The 21,836-nt window shown below is 71.9% G+C and carries 15 protein-coding genes; 5 read left to right on the top strand and 10 right to left on the bottom strand.

Translation table 11 applies throughout. From position 1 onward, the window contains the following. Positions 1 to 21: 21 nt before the first annotated feature. Complete coding sequence (locus tag RL72_RS06350; protein ID WP_045249982.1) at positions 22 to 606, top strand: nitroreductase family protein; 585 nt, start codon at positions 22 to 24, stop codon at positions 604 to 606. Positions 607 to 777: 171 nt separating this feature from the next. Here RL72_RS06350 and RL72_RS06345 read toward each other — a convergent pair whose 3' ends face one another. Continuing rightward, positions 778 to 2,748, bottom strand: a complete 1,971-nt coding sequence (locus RL72_RS06345) for a glycoside hydrolase family 15 protein (RefSeq protein WP_045249981.1) — start codon at positions 2,746 to 2,748, stop codon at positions 778 to 780. 104 nt (positions 2,749 to 2,852) lie between these two features. On the opposite strand from RL72_RS06345, the gene RL72_RS06340 reads away from it, so the two are divergent. Then, on the top strand, positions 2,853 to 4,235 hold the full coding sequence (locus RL72_RS06340) for a glucose-6-phosphate dehydrogenase (RefSeq protein ID WP_045249980.1): 1,383 nt from the start codon (positions 2,853 to 2,855) through the stop codon (positions 4,233 to 4,235). A gap of 196 nt (positions 4,236 to 4,431) precedes the next feature. Beyond that, entirely contained in the window at positions 4,432 to 5,769 is a 1,338-nt protein-coding gene (locus RL72_RS06335; RefSeq protein WP_045249979.1) for an MFS transporter, read from the top strand. Between the two features lie 10 nt (positions 5,770 to 5,779). On the opposite strand, the gene RL72_RS20050 is transcribed toward RL72_RS06335, so the two are convergent. Continuing rightward, positions 5,780 to 6,778 carry an Lrp/AsnC family transcriptional regulator gene (locus tag RL72_RS20050; RefSeq protein ID WP_169748217.1) on the bottom strand — a complete coding sequence of 333 codons (999 nt, stop codon included), beginning with the start codon at positions 6,776 to 6,778 and terminating at the stop codon, positions 5,780 to 5,782. 87 nt (positions 6,779 to 6,865) lie between these two features. Here RL72_RS20050 and RL72_RS06325 point away from each other — a divergent pair, with 87 nt between their 5' ends. Next, positions 6,866 to 8,353: a M28 family peptidase gene (locus tag RL72_RS06325; protein WP_052674227.1), complete on the top strand. Its 1,488-nt coding sequence runs from the start codon at positions 6,866 to 6,868 to the stop codon at positions 8,351 to 8,353. After that, positions 8,350 to 9,411 carry an alpha/beta hydrolase family protein gene (locus RL72_RS06320; protein WP_052674226.1) on the top strand — a complete coding sequence of 354 codons (1,062 nt, stop codon included), beginning with the start codon at positions 8,350 to 8,352 and terminating at the stop codon, positions 9,409 to 9,411. The genes RL72_RS06325 and RL72_RS06320 overlap by 4 nt, the downstream gene beginning before the upstream one ends. 127 nt (positions 9,412 to 9,538) lie before the next feature. On the opposite strand, the gene RL72_RS06315 is transcribed toward RL72_RS06320, so the two are convergent. The 8 genes from RL72_RS06315 to RL72_RS06280 form a co-directional block, all read right to left on the bottom strand. After that, entirely contained in the window at positions 9,539 to 10,906 is a 1,368-nt protein-coding gene (locus RL72_RS06315) for an 8-oxoguanine deaminase (protein ID WP_045249977.1), read from the bottom strand. Between the two features lie 135 nt (positions 10,907 to 11,041). Beyond that, complete coding sequence (locus tag RL72_RS06310) at positions 11,042 to 12,502, bottom strand: nucleobase:cation symporter-2 family protein (RefSeq protein ID WP_248700396.1); 1,461 nt, start codon at positions 12,500 to 12,502, stop codon at positions 11,042 to 11,044. Positions 12,503 to 12,822: 320 nt separating this feature from the next. Then, entirely contained in the window at positions 12,823 to 15,045 is a 2,223-nt protein-coding gene (locus tag RL72_RS06305) for an ATP-dependent Clp protease ATP-binding subunit (protein WP_082072178.1), read from the bottom strand. A 237-nt stretch (positions 15,046 to 15,282) separates the two neighbouring features. After that, positions 15,283 to 16,656, bottom strand: coding sequence for an allantoinase AllB (gene allB / locus RL72_RS06300; RefSeq protein ID WP_045249975.1), 1,374 nt, complete (start codon positions 16,654 to 16,656; stop codon positions 15,283 to 15,285). A gap of 186 nt (positions 16,657 to 16,842) precedes the next feature. Beyond that, complete coding sequence (locus RL72_RS06295) at positions 16,843 to 17,991, bottom strand: glycerate kinase (RefSeq protein WP_045249974.1); 1,149 nt, start codon at positions 17,989 to 17,991, stop codon at positions 16,843 to 16,845. A 63-nt stretch (positions 17,992 to 18,054) separates the two neighbouring features. Then, a complete protein-coding gene (gene gcl, locus RL72_RS06290; RefSeq protein WP_045249973.1) occupies positions 18,055 to 19,842 on the bottom strand; it encodes a glyoxylate carboligase in 1,788 nt (595 codons plus the stop codon). Positions 19,843 to 20,015: 173 nt separating this feature from the next. Then, positions 20,016 to 20,894 (bottom strand): 2-hydroxy-3-oxopropionate reductase, encoded by an 879-nt coding sequence (locus RL72_RS06285; protein WP_045249972.1) that lies wholly within the window; start codon positions 20,892 to 20,894, stop codon positions 20,016 to 20,018. A gap of 31 nt (positions 20,895 to 20,925) precedes the next feature. Next, entirely contained in the window at positions 20,926 to 21,726 is an 801-nt protein-coding gene (locus tag RL72_RS06280; RefSeq protein WP_045249971.1) for a hydroxypyruvate isomerase family protein, read from the bottom strand. Between the last annotated feature and the right edge of the window lie 110 nt (positions 21,727 to 21,836).

Raw genomic sequence — 21,836 nt, 5'->3', positions numbered from 1 at the left:
CATCCGAAAGGCCTCACCGTCATGAGCACGCCTGCCCTCGACCGCACCGCGGTCACCGACGCCCCGATCCTCGACGTCCTCGCCGAGCGCTGGAGCACGCGCATCTTCGACGCCACCTCGACCATCGACGAGGCGGCCCTGGCCAGCGCCCTCGAAGCGGCGCGCTGGGCGCCGACCGCCGCGAACAGCCAGCCCTGGCGCGTGATCGTCGCCCGCCGCGGCTCCGAGGCGCACGCCACCGTGCTCGGCAGCCTCATGGGCTTCAACAGCGCCTGGGCCGGCGACGCCGCCCTGCTCGTGGTCTTCGTCGCCGAGACCACCCGCGACGGCAAGCCGATGCCGTGGGCCCTCTACGACACCGGCCAGGCCGCCGCCCACTTCACCGTGCAGGCGCACGCCAACGGCCTCTCCACCCACCAGATGGGCGGCTTCGACCGCGACGCCCTCTCCGCCGGCTTCGGTCTGAGCGACGAGTTCACCCCGATCTCGGTCATGGCCGTCGGCGAGCTCGGCGACATCCGCACCGCCAGCGAGGAGATGCAGCAGCGCGAGAACGCTCCCCGCGAGCGTCGCCCGATCGCCGAGACGATCATCGTCAACGACTGATCCGACCGGATCCGAACGCCCTCTCCGCCGGCCGGAGGGGGCGTTCGTCGTCCGCGCCCTCCCTCGCCGCGGCCGGCCGAGATCCGGCGGATCGCCCCGGAACAGGCGGATCCCGCGCGATCCACCCCTCCTCGGTCGATCGACCCGCTCCCGGTCACCGGCGCGGAGGAGTCAGCGCTTGCGGTGGCGCCCGGCGGCGAGCGCGTCGGCCGCCCGCACGAGCGACAGATGCGAGAACGCCTGCGGCGTGTTGCCGACCTGGCGCCTCCCGACGGGGTCGTACTCCTCGCTGAGCATCCCGACATCGTTGCGCAGACCGCAGAGCCGGTCCATCAGTCGGCGCGCCTCGACCTCGCGCCCCGTCACCGCGTACTGCTCGACGAGCCAGAACGAGCAGGCGAGGAAGGTGTGCTCGCCTCCGGGAAGGCCGTCGACGCCGGTGCCCGTGCGGTACCGGTTCACGAGGCCGTCGTGCACGAGGGTCTGCTCGATGCGCTCCACCGTGGCGAGCATGCGCGGATCGTCCGGCGCGCAGAAGCCCGTGCGCGGGATGAGCAGCAGCGAGGCGTCGACCTCGTCCGTGCCGCGGTGCTGGACGAACCAGCCGTGGTGCACGCCGAACTCGTCGACCTCGGCCCTGAGCCGGTCGCGCACCTGCCGCCACCGCTCCACGGGGCCGCGCGCCCCCTCCTCCTCGACCGCACGCACGCCGCGATCGAACGCCGCCCACAGCATCACCCGGGAGTGCGTGAAGAACTGCGGATCCCCGCGGATCTCCCACATGCCGTTGTCGGGCCGGTCCAGCAGCTCCTCGACGTGCCCCAGCAGCAGCCGCTGCAGCGACCATGACCGCGCGGACTCGGCGAGCCCGGCCCGGCGAGCCGCCGCCAGGGTCACCATGACCTCGCCGATCACGTCGGCCTGGTACTGCCGTGCCGCATCGTTCCCGATCCGCACCGGGGCGGATGCGGCGTAGCCGGGCAGGGACGGCATCTCCCGCTCGATCAGCTCGCGCTCCCCGGCGAGGCCGTACATGATCTGCACGTCCGCCGGGTCTCCGGCGACCGCCCGCACGAGCCAGTCCCGCCAGGCGCGGGCCTCGTCGGCGAGTCCGTGCGCGAGGAGCGCCTCGAGGGTGAGCGCCGCGTCGCGCAGCCAGACGTAGCGGTAGTCCCAGTTGCGCACCCCGCCGAAATCCTCGGGGAGCGAGGTCGTCGCGGCCGCCGCGATGCCGCCGGTGTCCCGGTTCGTGAGCGCCCTCAGGATCAGCAGCGAGCGTCGCACCGCCTCGTGCTGCGGACCGGAGTGCGCGATCCCGGCCGCCCATTCGCGCCACCAGGCCGCGGTCCGGCGCAGCGACGCGTCGACATCGAGCGGATCCGGAGTGCGGCGGTACGACGGGAACCAGGTGAGCACGAGGTCGGCGGTCTCACCCTCCCCCACGGTGATCTCACCCGTGTGGCTGTGCCCCGACGGCCGCAGCGCCGCACCGCGCACGACGACCGCGTCCGGCCCCGCGGTCGCGGTGATCTGCGGAGCCGGCGCCGAGCCGGTCTGGTGGATCCACGGCAGCGCGCGGGCGTAGTCGAAGCGGATCCGCAGCTCCTGGACGAAGCGCACGGTGCCGCGGATGCCGGTGATGCGGCGGATCACGTCGGCGCGTTCCCCGGGTGCGGTCTCCGCCATGCCCGCGTGGTCGCCGGTCGGCCGCTCGGGAGCCTCGGACGTTTCGGGCTCGGGCTCGGACCTCGCGGGCTCGGACTTCGCGGGCTCGGGCTCGGACCTCGCGGGCTCGGGCTCGGGCGCGGCCTGCCCCGCGCCCGGCCGGTCGTCGCCGCTCGGCACGATCGGCATCCACTCGGTGACCTCGGCGACGCCGTCGGCGGTCTCCCATCGGGTGACCAGGCAGAAGGTGTCGCCGTCGTAGCGGCGGATCGCGGTCGCGTCCGGATCCTCGGGACGCAGCGTCCAGTGCCCCTGCTCGACGCCGCCGAGCAGAGCGCCGAACAGCGACGCGGAGTCGAGCCTCGGTGCGCACAGCCAGTCGATGCTGCCGGCGCGCGAGACCAGGGCCGCCGTGCGTCCGTCGCTGAGCAGCGCGTAGTCCTCGATCGGAGCGCTCGCCGCTTCTCCCTCACCCATAGCCGCAGTCTCGCACGCACGGCGATGCCGGGGCTGGACAGCACGCGCATCGGATCCCGCCGCGCCGGACGACAACCACGCGCGACGGAACGTATCGTGGGCGCATGACCACCCCGACGACGCTGCTCATCCTCGGCGCCTCCGGAGACCTCACGTCCCGGCTCCTCCTGCCCGCCATCGCCCAGCTGCTGCAGCGCCAGCCCGACCGCGCGCTCGTGCTGCGCGGAGCCGGATCCGACGACTGGTCCGACGAGCGCTGGCAGGAGGCCGTGCGCACCGCGTTCGCGACCGTGGGCGCGGAGGACCAGGTGGCCCGCGTCGCCGGCAGCACCTACACGAAGGCCGACGTCACCGACCGGGACGCGCTCGCGGGACTCATCGCCGGCGTCGAGGGATCCCTCGTCATCTACTTCGCCCTGCCGCCCGCCGTCACGGTCGCCGCCTGCGAGAAGCTCGTCGACATCCCCCTCCCCGCCGGCACGGTGCTGGCGCTGGAGAAGCCCTTCGGCAGCGACGAGCAGAGCGCGGCCGCGCTGAACGCGCTGGTCACGCGCATCGTGCCGGAGAACCAGGTCTTCCGCGTCGACCACTTCCTCGGCCGGTCCACGATCCTCAACATCATGGGCGTGCGGTTCGCGAACCGTCTCGTGGAGCCGGTGTGGTCGGCCGATCACGTCGAGAAGGTGCTGATCCGCTACGACGAGGCCCTCGCGCTGGAGAACCGCGCCCGCTACTACGACAAGGCGGGCGCGCTCGTCGACATGATCCAGAGCCACCTGCTGCAGGTGCTCGCGATCGTCGCCATGGAGCAGCCGGCGGATCTGGACGAGATCGACCTCCGTGACGCGATGGCCGCCGCACTGCGCGCCACCCGGATCGTCGGCGACGACCCCGCCCGCTCCACGCGCCGCGCCCGCTACACGGCCGGCACGATCGGCGAGCGATCGATCCCGGCGTACACCGACGAGCAGGGCGTGGACCCGGCCCGCGGCACCGAGACGCTCGCCGAGATCACCTGCGAGGTCGACACCGCGCGCTGGGCGGGCGTGCCGTTCACGCTGCGCAGCGGCAAGGCGCTCGGCGACCGGTGCGCGGAGATCGTCGTCACGTTCCGTCCGGTGCGGCACATCCCGGGAGGTCTCACCGGCCGCCCGGCCGACGGCGGGGTGCTGCGCTTCTCGCTGGGACCCGACCGGATCGACCTCGAACTGAACGTCAACGGCGGCGACGACCCGTTCGCGCTGCGCCGGGACGTGCTGTCGACCGGACTCGGCAAGGGCACGCTGCTCGCCTACACCGAGGTGCTGAGCGAGATCCTCGACGGCGACGTGGCGCTCTCGGTGCGCGGCGACGCGGCCGAGCAGTGCTGGCGGATCATCCAGCCCGCGCTCGACGCCTGGAGGTCGGGCGCGGTGCCGATGGAGGAGTACGCGGCCGGCTCGCGCGGACCGGACGACTGGCAGACCTCCCACGGCACGACCGCCTGAGGCGCGGGTCCCTTCGTTCGCTGGTCGCAGTTCGCGGGATTCGGGCTGCGAAAGCCGCAATACGCGACCGCCGAACCGTGGGTCGGGGGCGGCGCGGGCGGGCTGCCAGGGCGGATCCGCGGCACCGCGACGGCCGGGATGACGGATCCGGCGCATCGGATCCGTCGATCCGCGTGACCGCCCCTACGATCGGCGCATGACCGCGCTCCCCCGCCGCGTCCGCGTCGGCTACGCCCTGGGCGGCATCTCCTCGGGCACCTACGGCACCGTGCCCGGCCTCATCCTGATGCCGTTCCTCACCGACCTCCTCGGCGTGCAGGCCGCGATCGCGGGCATGATCGTCTTCGCTCCGAAGGCCTGGGACTTCTTCCTCAATCCGATCGCCGGCCGTATCAGCGACCGCTCCCGCAATGCGCAGGACCGCCGGCGGCCGTTCATCCTGCGCGCCGGGATCCTGCTCGCCCTCGCGTTCGCCGCGATGTTCTTCGGCCCGACGGCCCCGCCGGTCGTGGCCGCGCTGTGGGTGCTCACGGCGTTCCTCGCCTCGGCCACGGTCTACGCGTTCTTCCAGGTGCCGTATCTCGCGATGTCGGCCGAGATCACCGACGACTACACCGAGCGCACGCGGATGATCAGCTGGCGCGTGATCGTGTTCACGCTCGCCATCCTGATCTCCGGCGCCGCGGCCCCGGCCCTCGTGGAGGCCTTCGGCGGCGTGTCCGGCTACCGGATCATGGCGCTCGCGATGGCGGTGCTCATCCTCGTCGGCACCGCGGGCGTGTGGTTCGGCACGCGCTCGGTGCCGCTGACGCGCGGCGAGCAGGCCCAGGGGCGGCTGTTCGCCCAGCTCGCGATCGTGCTGCGGGACGCCGACGCGCGCATGCTCATCGTCGCCTTCGTCCTGCAGGCCGTCGCGATCGGCATGGTGCTCGGCGGCGTCGTCTACGCGGCGCGGCACGTCGTGCACGATCCGTCCGTCGCGACCTACAGCTTCGTGTGCTTCGTCGCCCCCGCCATCGTGCTCACCCCGGTGTGGAGCCGGCTCGGATCCCGGATCGGCAAGAGGTCGGGGTTCATGGTCGCCACCGTCACGATGACGGTCGGTCTGGTCGCGCTGCTCGCGGCGCGCACCGGCGACGCGGTGCCGCTGCTCGCCGCCTCGGGCGTGGTCGGAGTCGGGTACGCCGGAGCGCAGCTGTTCCCGCTGGCGATGCTGCCCGACCTCGCCGCCGAGGACGCCCGTCGCAGCGGCACGAACCGGATCGGGATGATCTCCGGAGTGTGGTCGGGGTTCGAGCTCCTCGGCTACGCCCTGGGGCCGGCCCTGCTCGGGCTCGTGCTGACGCTCGGAGGCTACCGCGCTGCGACCGGCGACACGACGGCGCAGCCCGACAGCGCGCAGTGGGCGATCGTCCTCGGGGTCTCTCTCGTCCCCGCGGCGCTCTGCCTGATCAGTCTGATCCCGCTGTCGCGCTACCGCCTCGACGGCCGCCTGCGCGCGGAGGCGGACGCTGCCGCCGCACCCCTTCCCTGACCGCTCCCCGTCACCACCAGGGCGGGATGCGCGCGATCGACCGGCCGGAGGCGTCGAGCTCGTGCCCGTTGCGCTTGACCGATCGCAGCACGGTCCAGCGGTCGACGATCTCGACGTCCTGCCCCCAGGAACGCTCGATGGCGGGCAGCGCCGTCAGCGAGCGCGCCCGCACGCACGCGAACACGGGCGCGGGCCCCACCGCCACGCCGGCGCGATGCGCCTCCGGCAGACGTGCCGCACGCGCTGCGGCCGCCTCGGGGTCGGCGGAGCGCGCCCACAGCACGGCGCCCCGGCGGTAGCCCGCCGCCGGCATCGCCAGGTCGCAGCCGAACCGCAGCAGTCCCGTCGCGGTCGCCCGTTCCACGGCCCGGCGGGCGGTCGCCTCGGACACGCCGAGACGCGCCGCGAGCGCCGCCGACGGCATGCGCGGATCCTCCTCCAGCACGTCGGCGATGTCCGCGACGACGTGCGGCTTGAGCGGCCGCGCCGTGTCCGCCGCGGACGCGCGGGTGCCGCCGGGTGCGGGGCGGAGGAGGCGCTGCTGCGCGGCCGAGAGCACGGGCAGCCGCCAGGTGGAGTCCTCGGCCGCGACGGTCGCAGCGACGTCCATCCGCACCACGGTCGCGTCGGCTTCGAGGGCGCACACGCGCTCCCCCAGCTGCGGCAGGCCCTCGGAGGCGGCGACGAGCACCAGGAGCCCGGCCGAGGTCTCATCGACGCCGAGCACCCACGGTCGCCGCACGATCGCGGCCTGCGCGTCGGGCGCGATCCCGGGATGCACCAGCACGAGCGCGAGATCGGTCGTCGACGCCCAGCGTTCCGCCGTGGGCCACGCCGTGAGCCAGGCCAGCCCCTCGTCGGTCAGCGCGCTCCAGTGCCGCACGACCGTGGCGGCGTCCACGCCGATCGCGGCCGCGATGCGGGTCCAGGGCGCCCTGGCGTCGAGCTGCAGGGCGTGTACCACCGCCAGGTCGACCTCGTCCAGCACCCGGGGATCCGTCGTCTCCATGTGACGAAGACTACGCATGATGCGGAGAAGAGTGGCGGTTTCCCTCGATTCAGATCCGAATCCCGATCGAAAATCTACGCTCGACCCATGAGCTTGACGACCGCGCAGATCCTGGCGACCATCGAGGATCTGGTCGCGCTGGCACCCCGCGCCACCGGGACGCCGGGCGGGGCCGCCGCGGCCGCCTACGTCGAGGAGCGCTTCTCCCGCGCCGGCCTCACGACCGAGATCCTCGAAGTGCCGTCGTTCGCGTGGCGGGCCGGCGAATGCCGCGTCGAGGTCGGCGAGGCGTCGGACGCGCTCACCGTGCCCTGCTCGCCGATCCTGCACTCCGCCCTCCCCGCACACGACTGGACCGGCGAGGTGCGGCACGTCGTCGACGCCCCGGTGGTCGACATCGGGGCCGACCGCGTGGGCCGGCACGACGTGCGCGGGGCGATCGTGCTGTTCGACCTCACGTTCGACATGACGCTCGCGCACACGCTGCCGCTGACGCTGTTCCTGCACGATCCGGGACGGCGCGTGCTGCGGCGCGACGTGCTGCGCAGCCGCAACCCGTACGTCACCTCGCTCGCCCGCACGATGCGCGACGCCGCGGCGGCGGGCGCCGTCGGGGTCATCGGTGTCCTGCGCGACTACCCCGACTCGCTCGGCTACCACAACGAGTACTACCGGCGCACGCTGTTCCGCCTGCCGGGCGCCTGGGTGACCCGCGCGGGCGGCGCCCGGCTGCGGGCCCGTCTGCGTCGCTCGCCGCGCGCGACGCTCACTCTCGGCGTGGAGCGCTCGGAGGTGGTCTCGCGCACGGTGATCGGCGTGCTGCCGGGCAGCGACCGCCCGGCGCGCGCCGACGAACGCGCGGCGCGATCCGGGGGCCGGTCCTCCCGGAGCGACGCCGTCATGATCCAGTCTCATCACGACTCGGTCGGCGACGGCGCGGTGGAGGACGCCTCGGGGGCCGCCGAGGTGATCGCGCTCGCCGAGCACTACGCGGCCAAGTCTCGCGCGGGGCGGCCTCCGCGCAAGACGCTGCTCTTCACCACCTTCGACACGCACTTCACCGGCTACCAGGCGCACCGGGAGTTCGCCCGCCGCCACGTGCTCTCGCCGGACGCGCCCTGGAGGATCGTGCTCAACGTCACGATCGAGCACATCGGGCTGCGCGCCGTCGAGGGCGTCGATGGAGGTTTCGCGAGCACCGGGGAGACCGAGCCGCGCGGCATCTTCCTCAACGTCAGCCCGGCGTTCACCGCCCGCATCGCGGGACTCATCCGCAGGCATCGGCTCCACGCGACCAGCATCCTCGGATCCGGTCTGCTCGAGTTCTTCGCGGGCGGCATCCCCACCGACGCCTCGTTCACGTTCGTCTCCGGCGTGCCCACCGTGAGCCTGATCTCCGGCCCGCTCTACCTGTACGACGACGCCGACACGATCGACCGCATCGACGTGGCCCAGCTCGAGCCGGTGGCCCGGTTCTTCGCCGACGTCGTGGACGACGCCGACCGGCGCCGCGGCTCGCTCCTGGGCACCCTGCCCGCCGGCGTGCGCCGCCTGCTCCCCCGGGGACGCTGGTGAGCGGCCGGGGCGGCGACGCGTCCGGCGGACCGGGATCCGGGATCCGTCACGGATCCACGCGCATCGTGCGCTTCCCCGGCGAGGACGGACCGGAGACCGGGATCCTGCACCTGCCCGCCACGGCGGCGCCGCGCGGCGGCCACCCGATCGTCGTGTTCGGCCACATGACGACGGGCGGATCGCGGCGGTCCGCGCCGAGTCTCGGCCACCCCGGGCACCCGGAGTGGCGGCGCATGTCCCAGGGCGACGCCCTCTGCGACCTGCTGCTGCGGCGCGGCATCGCCGTGCTGCGGCCGGACTACCCCGGCATCGGCGGCAGCGGCGTGCATCCCTATCTCCTGGGCGGTCCGCTGTCCGGATCCCTGCGCGCGATGATGCGCGCCCGGCACGACTTCGACGACCGCCTCGGTGACGACTGGCTCGTCGCCGGTCATTCCGAGGGCGCGGTCGCCGCGCTGTTCGCCGGCGCGGCGGACGAGCCGGACTCCCGCAGCAGACTGCGCGGAGTCGCCGCCGTGACGCCCGTCACCCGGATGGACCTCAGCATCCGCGCCTCGCTCGCGCTTCCCGGCGTCGCACCGGGTTCGGGCGTGGTCTCAGCCCTCATCGGCCTCATGCTGCGCGGTGCGGCCACGGCGGATCCCGTTCTCGCCGCGCTGATCGACGGCGAGGGCCTCAGCCCCGCCGCCCGCGCACGATGGCGCGATCTCGACCGGCTCTGCCTCAGCGAGCTCGCCGCCGCCGACTCCTGGGGCGGCATCGCGCCGGGCCGCATCGGCGGGCCCGCACGGAGGGCGCTCTTCACGCGGCTGTACGCGTCGTTCCGGGCGAACGACGTCGCCGCCGTGACCGGATTCCGCACGCCCGTGCGCATCGATGCGGCGTGGTTCGACGAGGTGGCGCCCGCGCCGCTCACCGCGCGACTGCTCCGCCGCTACCGCCGGGCCGGGGTCGACCTCACGGCCCGCTGGTGGCCGTCGCATCACTCCGGGACGATGCGCGCGCAGCACGCCCCCTCCCACGCCGCCGACTGGATCGCCGCCCGCTTCAGCCGCTGAGGCTCCGGCTGAAGCGCCGGCTCCGCCTGCTCGCTGGTCGCAGTTTGCGGTTTTCGGGCCGCGAAAGCCGCAATGCGCGACCAGCGAACAGCAAGGGAAGGGCCGGGGAGGAGGGGGCGACGCGGGCTCAGGCGTGGCGGGCGAGCAGCGCGCGGGCCGCGGCGCTGTGCTCGGCGATCAGCTGCGGCACGTCGAGCCCCACGATCTGCCCGTCCCGCACGCGCCAGACGCCGCCGACCATCACGCGATCGGCGCGCTCCGCGCCGCACAGCAGCAGGGCCGCGAGCGGATCGTGGCTGCCGGAGAAGCGCAGCTCGTCGAGCGTGAACATCGCGAGGTCGGCCTGCTTGCCCGGAGCGAGCACACCGATGTCGCTGCGGCCGAGGGCGCGCGCCGACCCCTGCGTCGCCCAGTTCAGGGCGTGCTCGGGCGTGACGGCCGCGGCCCCGTAGCGGAGGCGCTGCAGGTACAGGGCCTGACGCACCTCCATCATCATGTTCGAGCCGTCGTTCGAGGCGGATCCGTCCACGCCCAGCCCGACCGGGACGCCCGCCGCCTCGAGCTCGACGGCGCGCGCGATCCCGCTCGCCAGGCGCATGTTCGAGGTGGCGCAGTGCGAGACCGCGGTGCCGGCGGCCCCCAGCCGCGCGATCTCGGCGTCGTCGAAGTGGATGCCGTGCGCGAGCCAGGTGCGGTCGGAGAGCCAGCCGACGCTGTCGAGGTAGTCCACCGTGCGGAGGCCGAACCGCTCGCGGCAGAAGTCCTCCTCGTCGATCGTCTCGGCGAGGTGGGTGTGCATCCGCACATCGAGGCGCTCGGCGAGGTTCGCGGTGTCGCGCATGACCTCGGTGGTCACCGAGAACGGCGAGCAGGGCGCGAGGCCGATCTGCACGAAGGCGCCCTCGCCGCGCTCGTGATGGGCGCCGACCAGGCGCTCGCTGTCGGCGAGGATCACCTCGGCGTCCTGCACGGTGCTCTGCGGCGGGAGTCCGCCGTCCTTCTCGCCGAGAGACATGGATCCGCGCGTCAGGGTGGCCCGCATGCCGAGGCGCTTGACGACCTCGACCTGCACGTCGATGCCGTCCTCGAGCCCGCTCGGGAAGAGGTAGTGGTGGTCGGCGGCGGTGGTGCAGCCGCTCAGCAGGAGCTCGGCGAGCGCCGCGGTCGTCGCGAGTTCGAGATCCCTCGGCGTGAGCCCCGCCCAGACGCCGTACAGGCCCTTGAGCCAGGGGAACAGCTCGGCGCTGACGACCGGCGTCCACGCCCGCGTGAGCGTCTGGTAGAAGTGGTGGTGCGTGTTGATCAGGCCCGGGATGATCACGTGCCGGGAGGCGTCGAAGGTCTCGTCCACGGGCACGGAGGGGGCTCCTCCGGCGGGCACGGACTCGAGGATGCGCGACCCCGAGACGACGAGACCGCCGCGGGCGTCGGCACTGTCGCCGGTGTGGATCCCGAGCGGGTTCTTCAGCCAGACGGTGCGGGTGGATGCGGACATGATGCGGACTCCCTCATTCGATGAGCGGGGCCGGATCCGACCCCGCGGGGCCAGCTCAGTGATGACCTGTCTGCTGATCCAGGTGCGGCGCCCGCCGACCCGCCCCGGCGGTGAGCCGGGACGGGTCGGGCGGGGTCAGTGCGCGGGACGCTCGATCGAGACCTCGTTCCCGTCGCGGTCGACGATCTTGCCGTCGATGATCGAGTCGCCGTCCTCGAAGGCGTCCAGGTACGCGACCGGGATGCTGCGCGTCGGCGCCGAGACGAAGGCGTTCTTGCGCTTCGCGCTGCCGAGGTGGTTGAAGAGCAGGTTGAGCAGGATCGCCGTGACCGCGGCCGAGCTGATGCCCGAGTGGAAGATCGTGACGAACCAGGCCGGCATCGCGTGGTAGATGTCGGGCTTCGCGATCGGCAGCATGCCCACCGCGAGCGACGTCGCGACGATCACGAGGTTCATGTTGTCCTTGTACTCCACCTTGGCGAGCGTGCGGATGCCCGAGGCGGCGACCGAGCCGAACAGCACGAGTCCTGCGCCGCCCAGCACCGGCTGCGGGATCGCGCCCACGACGCGCCCGAGCACGGGCAGCAGGCCCAGGATCACGAGCACCCCGCCGCCGGCGGTCACCACGAAGCGGCTCTTGACGCCCGTGATCGCGACCAGGCCGACGTTCTGCGCGAAGGCCGACTGGGTGAAGGTGCCGAAGATCGGCGAGACCGCGCTGGAGAGCATGTCGGCGCGCAGGCCCGCGGCGATGCGCTTGGAGTCGACCTTGGTGCCCACGATCTCGCTCACGGCGAGGATGTCGGCGGTGGTCTCGGTGAGGGTGACCAGGATCACGATGAACATCGAGATGATCGCGGCGATGTCGAACGTGGGCAGGCCGAAGCCGAAGATCTGCGGGAGGGCGAAGATCTGCCCCTCGCCCACCTTGCTGAAGTCGGCCTTGCCGAGGAAGATCGCGACGATCGTGCCGAGCACGATGGCGAGCAGGATCGCGAGGCGCGAGATCGCCCCGACCGGGATCTTGCTGAGGATCAGCACGATCACCAGGGTGATGCCGGCGAGCATCAGGTTCTCCGGCAGCGCGCCGTTCTCGGGCTTCGCGCCGGGGCCGTAGATCCAGCCGGCCGCCACAGGCAGCAGGCTCAGACCGATCGTGGTGATGACCGTTCCGGTGACCACCGGCGGGAAGAAGCGGATGATGGTCGCGAACACCGGGGCGATCAGCAGACCGATCAGGGACGCGGCGATCACGGAGCCGAACACCGAGGGCAGCCCCCCGCCGTTCGTGACGATCGCGCCCATCGTGGCGACACCGGCGAACGAGACGCCCTGCACGAGCGGCAGCTGGGATCCGAAGAACGGGATTCCGACCGTCTGCAGGATCGTGGCGAGACCGCCCATGAACAGGCACGCGGCGATGAGCACGCCGATCTCGGCGGGCTTGAGACCCGCGATCTGGCCGATGATGAGCGGCGGGGCGATGATGCCGCCGTACATCGTGAGCACGTGCTGGATGCCGTAGCCGATCGTCGCGCCGATCGGCAGGCGCTCGTCCTCGGGGCGGGCGAGCTCCTTCTTCTGCTTGGTAGTCACTTCGACCTCTTCGTCGGGGGGATGCACCGGGTGAGCCGAGCGTCGGCCGGCATGCAGCGCCGGTGTGCGGCGATGCGGTGCGGACGCTCCTTCCGTCCCGGCGTGCGGGGCGGACTGCTGTTGGTCCCGGTGCGTCTCCTGCTCTGGAGACGTCCTCAGGCTAACGGCGGCCTCCGTCGCGAGTCAAGCATTTTTTCCGAATCTCGGAGTGGTGCTTCCATGATGTGGATATTGAGGAAGGCGCCTGCTATACCGGAGACCACGAGAAAGGGGCCCGGATCAGGAAGATCCGGGCCCCTTGGGGAGATGCTCCCCCGACGTCAGTCGTCGAGCAGCTCCGCCTCGATCGTGTCGTCGTCAGTGTCCGCTTCCGGCGTCGGGGCCACGACGGGGCCGTCGCTGGTGAGCACGAGCGACGAGCCGTCGGCCGCGACGTCCACCCGCACCACGTCGCCGTCGTGCACTCGGCCCGACAGCAGCGCCGACGCGAGCCGGTTCTGCACCTCGTTCTGGATGAGACGGCGCAGCGGCCGCGCACCGAACACCGGGTCGTAGCCGCGCTCGGCGAGCCACGCACGCGCGTCAGGGGTGACCGCGAGCGTGAGCCGGCGATCCGCGAGACGGCGCTGCAGCTGGTCGATCGTGAGCTCGACGATCTGCGCGAGGTCGTCCTCGGTGAGCGCCTGGAACATCACGATGTCGTCGAGGCGGTTGATGAACTCGGGCTTGAACGCCTGCCGGACCAACGCCATGACGGCCTCGCGCTTCTCGTCGGGCGAGAGCGTGGGATCGATCAGGATCGGGGATCCGATGTTGCTCGTGAGGATGAGGATGACGTTAGAGAAGTCGACCGTGCGCCCCTGGCCGTCGGTGAGGCGGCCGTCGTCCATCACCTGCAGCAGCACGTCGAAGACCTCGGGATGCGCCTTCTCGACCTCGTCCAGCAGCACCACGCTGTACGGGCGCCGCCGCACGGCCTCGGTGAGCTGACCGCCCTGCTCGTAGCCGACATAGCCGGGAGGGGCGCCGACGAGCCGCGAGACCGAGTGCTTCTCGCCGTACTCCGACATGTCGATGCGCACCATGGCGTGCTCGTCGTCGAAGAGGAACTCCGCGAGCGCCTTGGCGAGCTCGGTCTTGCCGACGCCGGTGGGCCCGACGAAGAGGAAGGATCCGGTCGGACGACCGGGGTCGCTGATCCCGGCCCGGGAGCGACGCACCGCGTCGGAGACGGCGGCGACCGCGTCCCGCTGACCGATCAGGCGCCGCCCCAGCTCGCGCTCCAGGTGCAGCAGCTTCTCGCTCTCGCCCTGCAGCAGCCGGCCCACCGGGATCCCGGTCCACGCGGCGATCACGCCGGCGATGTCCTCATCAGTGACCTGCTCGTTCACCATGCGGGGCTCGTCGCTCTGCGCCTCCGCCTGCCGCTCGGCGTCGGCGAGCTGCGCCTGCAGCTGCTTGATGGTCTCGTACTCGAGCCTCGACGCCTTCGTGTAGTCGGCGTCCCGCAGCGCGCGGTCGCGCTCGGTGACCGCCTCGTCGAGGCGCTTCTTCAGCTCGCCGACGCGGTTCAGCCCGCCGCGCTCGCGCTCCCAGCGCGCCTCGAGATCCTTGAGCTCGGCCTCGGCCTCGCCCATCTGCTCACGCAGCTTCGCCAGACGCTCCTTCGAGGCGGCGTCCTTCTCCTTCTTCAGCGCGAGTTCCTCGAGCCGCATCCTGTCGACCTGGCGCTTGAGCTGGTCGATCTCCACCGGGCTCGAGTCGATCTCCATCTTGAGCCGGCTCATGGCCTCGTCGATGAGGTCGATGGCCTTGTCCGGCAGCTGACGGCTCGGCAGGTAGCGGTTCGACAGCGAGGCGGCGGCGACCAGCGCGGAGTCACTGATCGTCACGCCGTGGTGCGCCTCGTAGCGCCCCTTGAGTCCGCGCAGGATCGCGATCGTGTCCTCGACGGAGGGCTCGCCCACGTACACCTGCTGGAAACGGCGCTCGAGGGCGGCGTCCTTCTCGATGAACTCGCGGTACTCGTTGAGGGTGGTGGCGCCGATGAGGCGCAGCTCTCCGCGGGCGAGCATCGGCTTGAGCATGTTGGAGGCTGCCACGGAGCCCTCTCCCCCGCCCGCGCCCATGAGCACGTGGAGCTCGTCGATGAAGGTGATGACCCGGCCGTCCGACTCGGTGATCTCCTTGAGCACGCTCTTCAGGCGCTCCTCGAACTGCCCGCGGTACATCGCGCCGGCGACGAGGGCGGAGATGTCCAGCGAGACGAGCTCCTTGTCCTTGAGCGACTCGGCCACGTCTCCCGCGACGATGCGCTGCGCGAGGCCCTCGACGACGGCGGTCTTGCCGACGCCGGGCTCGCCGATCAGCACCGGGTTGTTCTTGGTGCGCCGCGTGAGCACCTGGCTCACCCGGCGGATCTCGGCGTCGCGCCCGATCACGGGGTCGAGCTTGCCCTGCCGTGCGCGGTCGGTCAGGTTGATCCCGAACTGCTCGAGCGCCGACTGCTGTTCTTCCTGCGGTGCCTGCTGAGGGGTGGCCATTCGTCCTCCTGGAGTCTCCTTGCGTGTGATGCGGAAGAGCCGGATCCGGTCCGCCTCTTCAAAACTTGAGTTGATTCGACTCAAGTTTACCGGATGGGGCGGATCAGGACAAGGGGCGCGGACGCGAAGAACCGGCCCGATCGCAGGATCGGGCCGGTTCTTCACTCTGGGGGAACAGCCGTCGACGATGGGGGACGCCGTTGTCCGCGCATCGTCGACGAGCTCAGAGGGGGCGACTCACTCGGCGTCCACCATGCCGCGACGCAGCAGGCGACCCCGCGGTGTCGCGAAGTCGATCTCCTCGCCGTGCAGATACGTCCTGCGCACCCGGCCGGCCAGAGCCTTGCCGTTGTACGGAGTGAGCGGGTTCTTGTGGTGCAGCTTGGTCACGTCGACGACGTAGGCGTCGTCGGCCGCGAAGATCGAGAAGTCCGCGTCGTAGCCGGGAGCGATCCGGCCCTTGCCGGTGAGGCCGGCGAACTGCGCGGGCTTCTCGCTCATCCACGACACGACGGTCTCCAGCGACAGCCCGCGCTGACGGGCCTCGGTCCAGATCAGGGACAGGCCGAGCTGGAGCGAGGCGACGCCGCCCCACGCCACCGCGAAGTCGCCGTTCTCGAGATCCTTGAGGTCGAGCGTCGAGGGCGAGTGGTCCGACACGATGAAGTCGATCGTCCCGTCCTCCAGGCCCTGCCAGAGCAGTTCCCGGTTGCCGGCCTCGCGGATCGGCGGGCAGCATTTGAACGCGGTCGCGCCGAGCGGGATCTCCTCACTCGTGAGCGTGAGGTAGTGCGGGCACGTCTCGACGGTGATCTTCAGGCCGTCGTGCTTGGCGGAGCGCAGCATCGGCAGCGCGTCGGACGAGGACAGGTGCAGGATGTGCGCCCGGGCGCCCGTCCAGCGCGCCCGCTCGATGACCTCGGCGATCGCCAGGTTCTCGGCCCCGCGCGGGCGGGACGCGAGGAACTTCGCGTAGTCGTCGCCGTCGGGCTTCGGCGCGCGGTCGATCGCACGCGAATCCTCGGCGTGCACGATCATCACCGAGTCGAACGTCGCGAGCTCGCGCATATCCTCCTCGAGCTGATCCGGGTCCAGCGGAGGGAACTCGTCGACCCCGCTGTGCAGCAGGAAGCTCTTGAACCCGAACGCGCCGGCGTCGTGCAGCCCGCGCAGCTTGCCGAGGTTGCCGGGTACGGCGCCGCCCCAGAAGCCCACGTCGACGTGCACCTGGTCGCGGGCGACGTCGCGCTTGATCTCCAGCGCCTCCACGTCGATCGTCGGCGGGATGCTGTTCAGCGGCATGTCCAGGATCGTGGTCACACCGCCCGCGGCGGCGGCCTTGGTGGCGGACGCGAAGCCCTCCCACTCGGTGCGGCCCGGCTCGTTCACGTGCACGTGCGTGTCGACCAGCCCCGGGATCAGGGTCTCGTCGTCGGCGAGCTCGATGACCTCGTCCGCCGAGAGGTCGTTGCCCAGAGGCTGCATCGCGACGATCACCCCGTGGCGGACCCCCACCTCTCGGGGGCGGATGCCGGAGCTGGTCAGGACCCGCTCGCCGCGGATCACCAGGTCGTAGTGCTCTCCGGTGGGGTCGTGCTGATCCTGCGACATGTCGGACGGATCCTTTCCTCCGGCGAGAGCCGGTCGTGCTTCGTTGGATTTCATTGTGCTCCGGAAGCGGAGCATGGGTCTCCGATCCGTGAGTTGTCGCTCCAGTCCCTGAGCTTGTCGAAGGGCCCCGAGCGACAGGCCGGGCGCTTCGACGGGCTCAGCGACCGGTGTGGGCGCGCCCGGGGTTCACCCACGCGGGACGAGCTCGCCGATCTCCGCGCCCACCCGCCGGCCCACCTCGGTGAGCAGCACCACCGCCTCGGCCATGCTGCGGGCCGGATCCGGCTCGAGGTCGGCGAGCGCGTAGACCCGCTCGAACCCGGCGGCGCGAGCCGCCTCGGGCGAGAGCGTGGACCGGCCGCACACCGCGATCACCGGGATCCCGGCCGCGCGGGCGGAGGCCGCCACCCCGAGCGGCGTCTTGCCGCCCAGGCTCTGGTCGTCGAGGCTGCCCTCCCCGGTGATGACGAGATCGGCCCGGGATCCGCCGGCGCCCAGCGCCTCCGCCAGACCCGTCAGCCGCTGCACGACCTCGACGCCGGGCTCGCGCCGCGCGCCCAGCACGGCGAGGGCCGCGTAGCCGACGCCGCCCGCTCCGCCGGCGCCCGGCAGATCCGTCGCCGCACGGACCCCGGGCTGCTGCTCGAGCAGCGCGGCGTAGCGCGCGAGGGCCGCGTCGAGGGTCGCCACGTCCTCCGGGGCCGCCCCCTTCTGCGGGCCGAAGACCGCGGGGGCGCCGCGCTCGCCCAGCAGCGGGTTGTCGACGTCGCTCGCGAGCACGATCTCGACCCCGGCGAGACGCGGATCCAGGCCGAATACGTCCGCCTCCGCGATGCGTCCCAGCGCGCCGCCGCCTCCGGGGAGCTCGTTCCCCTCGGCGTCGCGCAGTGAGACGCCGAGCGCCTGCAGCATGCCCGCGCCGCCGTCGGTGTTGGCGCTGCCGCCGATGCCGAGGACGATGGCGGTCGCGCCGTGGTCGAGCGCCGCGGCGATGAGTTCGCCCGTGCCGCGGCTCGTCGCCCCGAGCGCGTCCTTCACGCCTCCCGGGAGCAGGTCGAGCCCGCTCGCGGCCGCCATCTCGATGATGGCCTGCCCCTCGCGCACGCCGAACCGCGCCTCCACCGGCCGGCCCGTGGGCCCGGTCACCGTCGCAGTGACCGCCTCGAAGCCCGCGGCGAGGGCGGCGTCGACCGTGCCCTCACCGCCGTCCGCGACGGGGACCGTGTCGATGACGGTCCCCGGCGCAGCCTGGGTGATCCCGTCCGCCAGGGCGGCGGCGACCTCCGGGCCGGTGGCGGAGCCCTTGAACTTGTCCGAGGCGATCAGAATGCGCATGGTGGCCCTTCTCCTTCAGGCTCGTCGACTTCGCCTACAGGCTACGGCTCGCGGAACGGCGACTCAGTCGAGCAGCGCGTAGATGGCCTCGGGGGCGTCGGCCGGCGACGTCGCGAGATCCTCGAACTCGTTCATGGTGTCCAGATCCGCGCCCATGGCGATGTTGGTCACGCGCTCGAGGATGACCTCGACGACCACCGGCACCTGGAACTCGTCGCGCAGGCGCTGGGCCTCCGCGAAGCCCGCAGCCAGGTCCTCGGGACGCTCGACGCGCAGCGCCTTGCAGCCCAGTCCCTCGGCGACCTTGACGTGGTCCACACCGTAACCGGTGGCGATCGAGGAGGAGTCCTGCGGGGTGTTCACGTTGTCGAACGCGAGCGACACCTCGTAGTCCATCTCGAAGCCGCGCTGCGACTGGCGGATCAGGCCGAGGTAGCTGTTGTTCACCACGACGTGGATGTAGGGCAGCTTGTGCTGCGCCCCCACCGCGAGCTCCTCGATCATGAACTGGAAGTCGTAGTCGCCCGAGAGCGCCACGACCTGCTCGCCCGGCTTGCCGCGCACGACGCCGAGGGCGGCAGGGCCGGTCCAGCCCAGGGGTCCCGCCTGGCCGGCGTTGATCCACTTGCGCGGGCCGTAGACGTGCAGCAGCTGCGCGCCGGCGATCTGCGACAGGCCGATGGTGGTGACGAAGGTGGTGTCGCGGTCGAACGCCGAGAGCATCTCCTGGTAGACGCGGTGCGGCTTCATGGGCACGTTGTCGAAGTTGGTCTTGCGCTGCAACGTCGCCTTGCGGTGACGGCACTCCTCGGCCCAGCCGTTGTAGTCGGGCAGTTCGGCCACGCGCTCGCGGGCGGCCTCGAGCAGGGCGTCGATGAACGCGCCGGCGTCGGACACGACGCCGTAGTCGGGCGCGAAGACGCGGCCGATCTGGGTGGGCTCGATGTCGACGTGCACGAAGGTGCGGCCCTTGCGATAGGTGTCCAGGCCGCCGGTGTGGCGGTTCGCCCAGCGGTTGCCGATGCCCAGCACGAAGTCGGACTCGAGGAAGCTCGCGTTGCCGTAGCGCTGCGAGGTCTGGATCCCGACCAGGCCCGCGGCGAGCGGGTGGTCGTCGGGCAGCACGCCCCAGCCCATCAGGGTCGGGAACACGGGCACGCCCAGGGTCTCGGCGAGCTCGACGAGCTTCTCGGAGGCGCCGGAGTTCACGATGCCGCCTCCGGCGATGATCGCCGGGTGCTTCGACGCGACGAGCAGGTCGAGCACCTTCTCGGCCTGGGCGCGGGTCGCGACAGGCTTCGCCACCGGGAGCGGCTCGTAGGTGTCGATGTCGAACTCGATCTCGGTCATCTGCACGTCGAACGGCAGGTCGATCAGCACCGGGCCGGGGCGGCCGGAGCGCATGATCTGGAACGCCGACTGGAAGACGCCGGGCACCTGCGCGCCCTCGAGGACGGTCTTGGCGAACTTCGTGACCGGCTTCGCGATCGACGCGATGTCGACGGCCTGGAAGTCCTCCTTGTCGAGCTTCGCCACGGGCGCCTGGCCGGTGATGCAGAGCATCGGGATGGAGTCGGCGATCGCGGCGTACAGACCGGTGATCATGTCGGTGCCGGCCGGGCCCGAGGTCCCGAGGCACACGCCGATGCGGCCGTCGGCCGTGCGGCTGTAGCCGTCGGCCATGTGGCTCGCGCCCTCGACGTGACGGGCGAGGGTGTGCCGGATGCCGCCATTGGCGCGCATCGCGGAGTAGAGCGGGTTGATGGCGGCACCGGGAAGGCCGAAGGCCTCGTCCGCGCCTTCCTTGATCAGGATCTGGACGATCGCGTCGACTGCGCGCATGCGGGTCATGGGAGTTTCCTTAAGGCTGAAGTTTCGAGGGAGCATCCGGCCCCTGAGCGTGTCGAAGGGTCCGGATGCGAACCGGGTCCGGCCCCTGAGCGTGTCGAAGGGTCCGGATGCGAACCGGGCGCTTCGACGGGCTCAGCGACCGGCGGGAGGGTCATTCGCGACCGGCGGGCGGGTCAGTCGCGGCCGGCGAGCTCGGCGGTGAGCTTGAACAGGCCCGAGTGGTCCAGGCCTCCGTCGCCGCGGGCGACGAGGGCGTTCACGAGCTGTGCGACGGCGGCGCCGAGCGGGACGGTGACCCCGACGGAGCGCGCAGCCGACGTGACGATGCCCAGATCCTTGTTGTGGAGGGCGAGGCGGAATCCGGGCGCGAAGTCGCGGTTCAGCATCTTCCAGCCCTTCTGATCGAGCACCTTGGATCCGGCCAGGCCGCCGCCGAGCACGGTCAGCGCCGCGTCGGTGTCGACGCCGAACGCCTCGAGGAACACGACGGCCTCGGCGAGCGCCTGGATGTTCACGGCGACGATGAGCTGGTTGGCGGCCTTGACGGTCTGCCCTGCGCCGGCGGGGCCGACGTGCACGATGGTCTTGCCGATGGCGTTCAGGACCGGCTCGGCGCGGGCGAAGTCGTCGGCGGATCCGCCGACCATGATCGAGAGGACCGCGTCGATCGCGCCCTGCTCGCCGCCCGACACGGGGGCGTCGACGGCGCCGAGGCCCGCGGCCACGGCCTCCGCGGCGAGCTCCTTGGCCACGTCGGGACGGATGGAGGAGTTGTCGATCCAGAGCGCGCCGGCCTTCGCGTTCGCGAACACCCCGTCCGGGCCCTGCACGACGCCCGCCACGTCCGGGGAGTCCGGGACCATGGTGATGACGACGTCCGCCTCCGAGACGGCGTCGGCGATGCCGGTGGCCCCGGCGCCGCCCGCGGCGACGAGCTTGTCGATGGCCTCCTGGCTGCGGTTGTAGCCGACGACATCGTAGCCGGCGGCGACCAGGTTCTTCGCCATGGGAAGGCCCATGATGCCGAGGCCGATGAATGCGATGCGGGTCATGTTCTTCGCTCCTTCGCGGAATGCGTGCGGGTCAGGCCTGAGCGGCCGCGGGGGTGATCCAGGCGAAGGGATCCGCCTGCGTGGCCTTGTACTCGAGGCCGATGACGCCGGCGTAGCCGCCGGCCTGGGCGTCGGCGATCCACTGCTCGAGCGGCAGCTCGCCGGTGCCGGGCTCGCCGCGACCGGGGGCGTCGGCGATCTGGATGTGGCCGAACTCGGCCGCGTGCGCGGCGATCACGGCCGGCACGTCGTCGCCGTTGACCGCGAGGTGGTAGAAGTCGGCGAGGAGGCGGACGTTGTCCACGCCCTCCTCGTCCTTCACCCGCGCGATGATCACGAGCGCGTCGGCCGCGGTCTTCAGCGGGTAGGCCTCCATGCCGGAGACCGGCTCGAGCAGCACGACGCCGCCGAGCTCGGCGACCGCGCGTCCCGCCGCGGCGAGGTTCTTCACGGCCAGGTCGTCCTGCTCCTGCGGGTCGGCGCCGTCCAGGCGGTTGCCGTACAGCGCGTTGAACGCCCGGGTGCCGAGGCGACGGCCGATCTCGACGACGACGTCGATGTTCGCCGCGAACTCGTCCTCGCGGCCCGGCCACGACACCAGGCCGCGGTCGCCGCCGGGCATGTCGCCCGCGAAGAAGTTCAGCCCGGTGAGCTGCACGCCGGCGTCCTGGATCGCGGCGACGAACGCGTCGACCTCGTCCTGCGCGGGCACGGCGACGGAGAACGGCCACCAGTACTCCACGGCGTCGAACCCGGCGGCCTTCGCGGCGGCCGGGCGCTCCAGGATCGGCAGCTCGGTCAGCAGGATCGAGGCGTTGACGGTGTAGCTCATGAGATCGTCCTTGATTGAGTCTCGGCATCTTTCCGAATTATGGAAAGAAAATCTTGATTGATGAAAGTTTAGAGCGAGTCGCCGGGGATGTCAACGGGTCGCCCCTGCGG

It is taken from the genome of Microbacterium azadirachtae (genome assembly GCF_000956545.1).
Taxonomy (GTDB): Bacteria; Actinomycetota; Actinomycetes; order Actinomycetales; family Microbacteriaceae; genus Microbacterium; species Microbacterium azadirachtae.
This window is presented reverse-complemented; position numbering and strand designations above follow the sequence as displayed.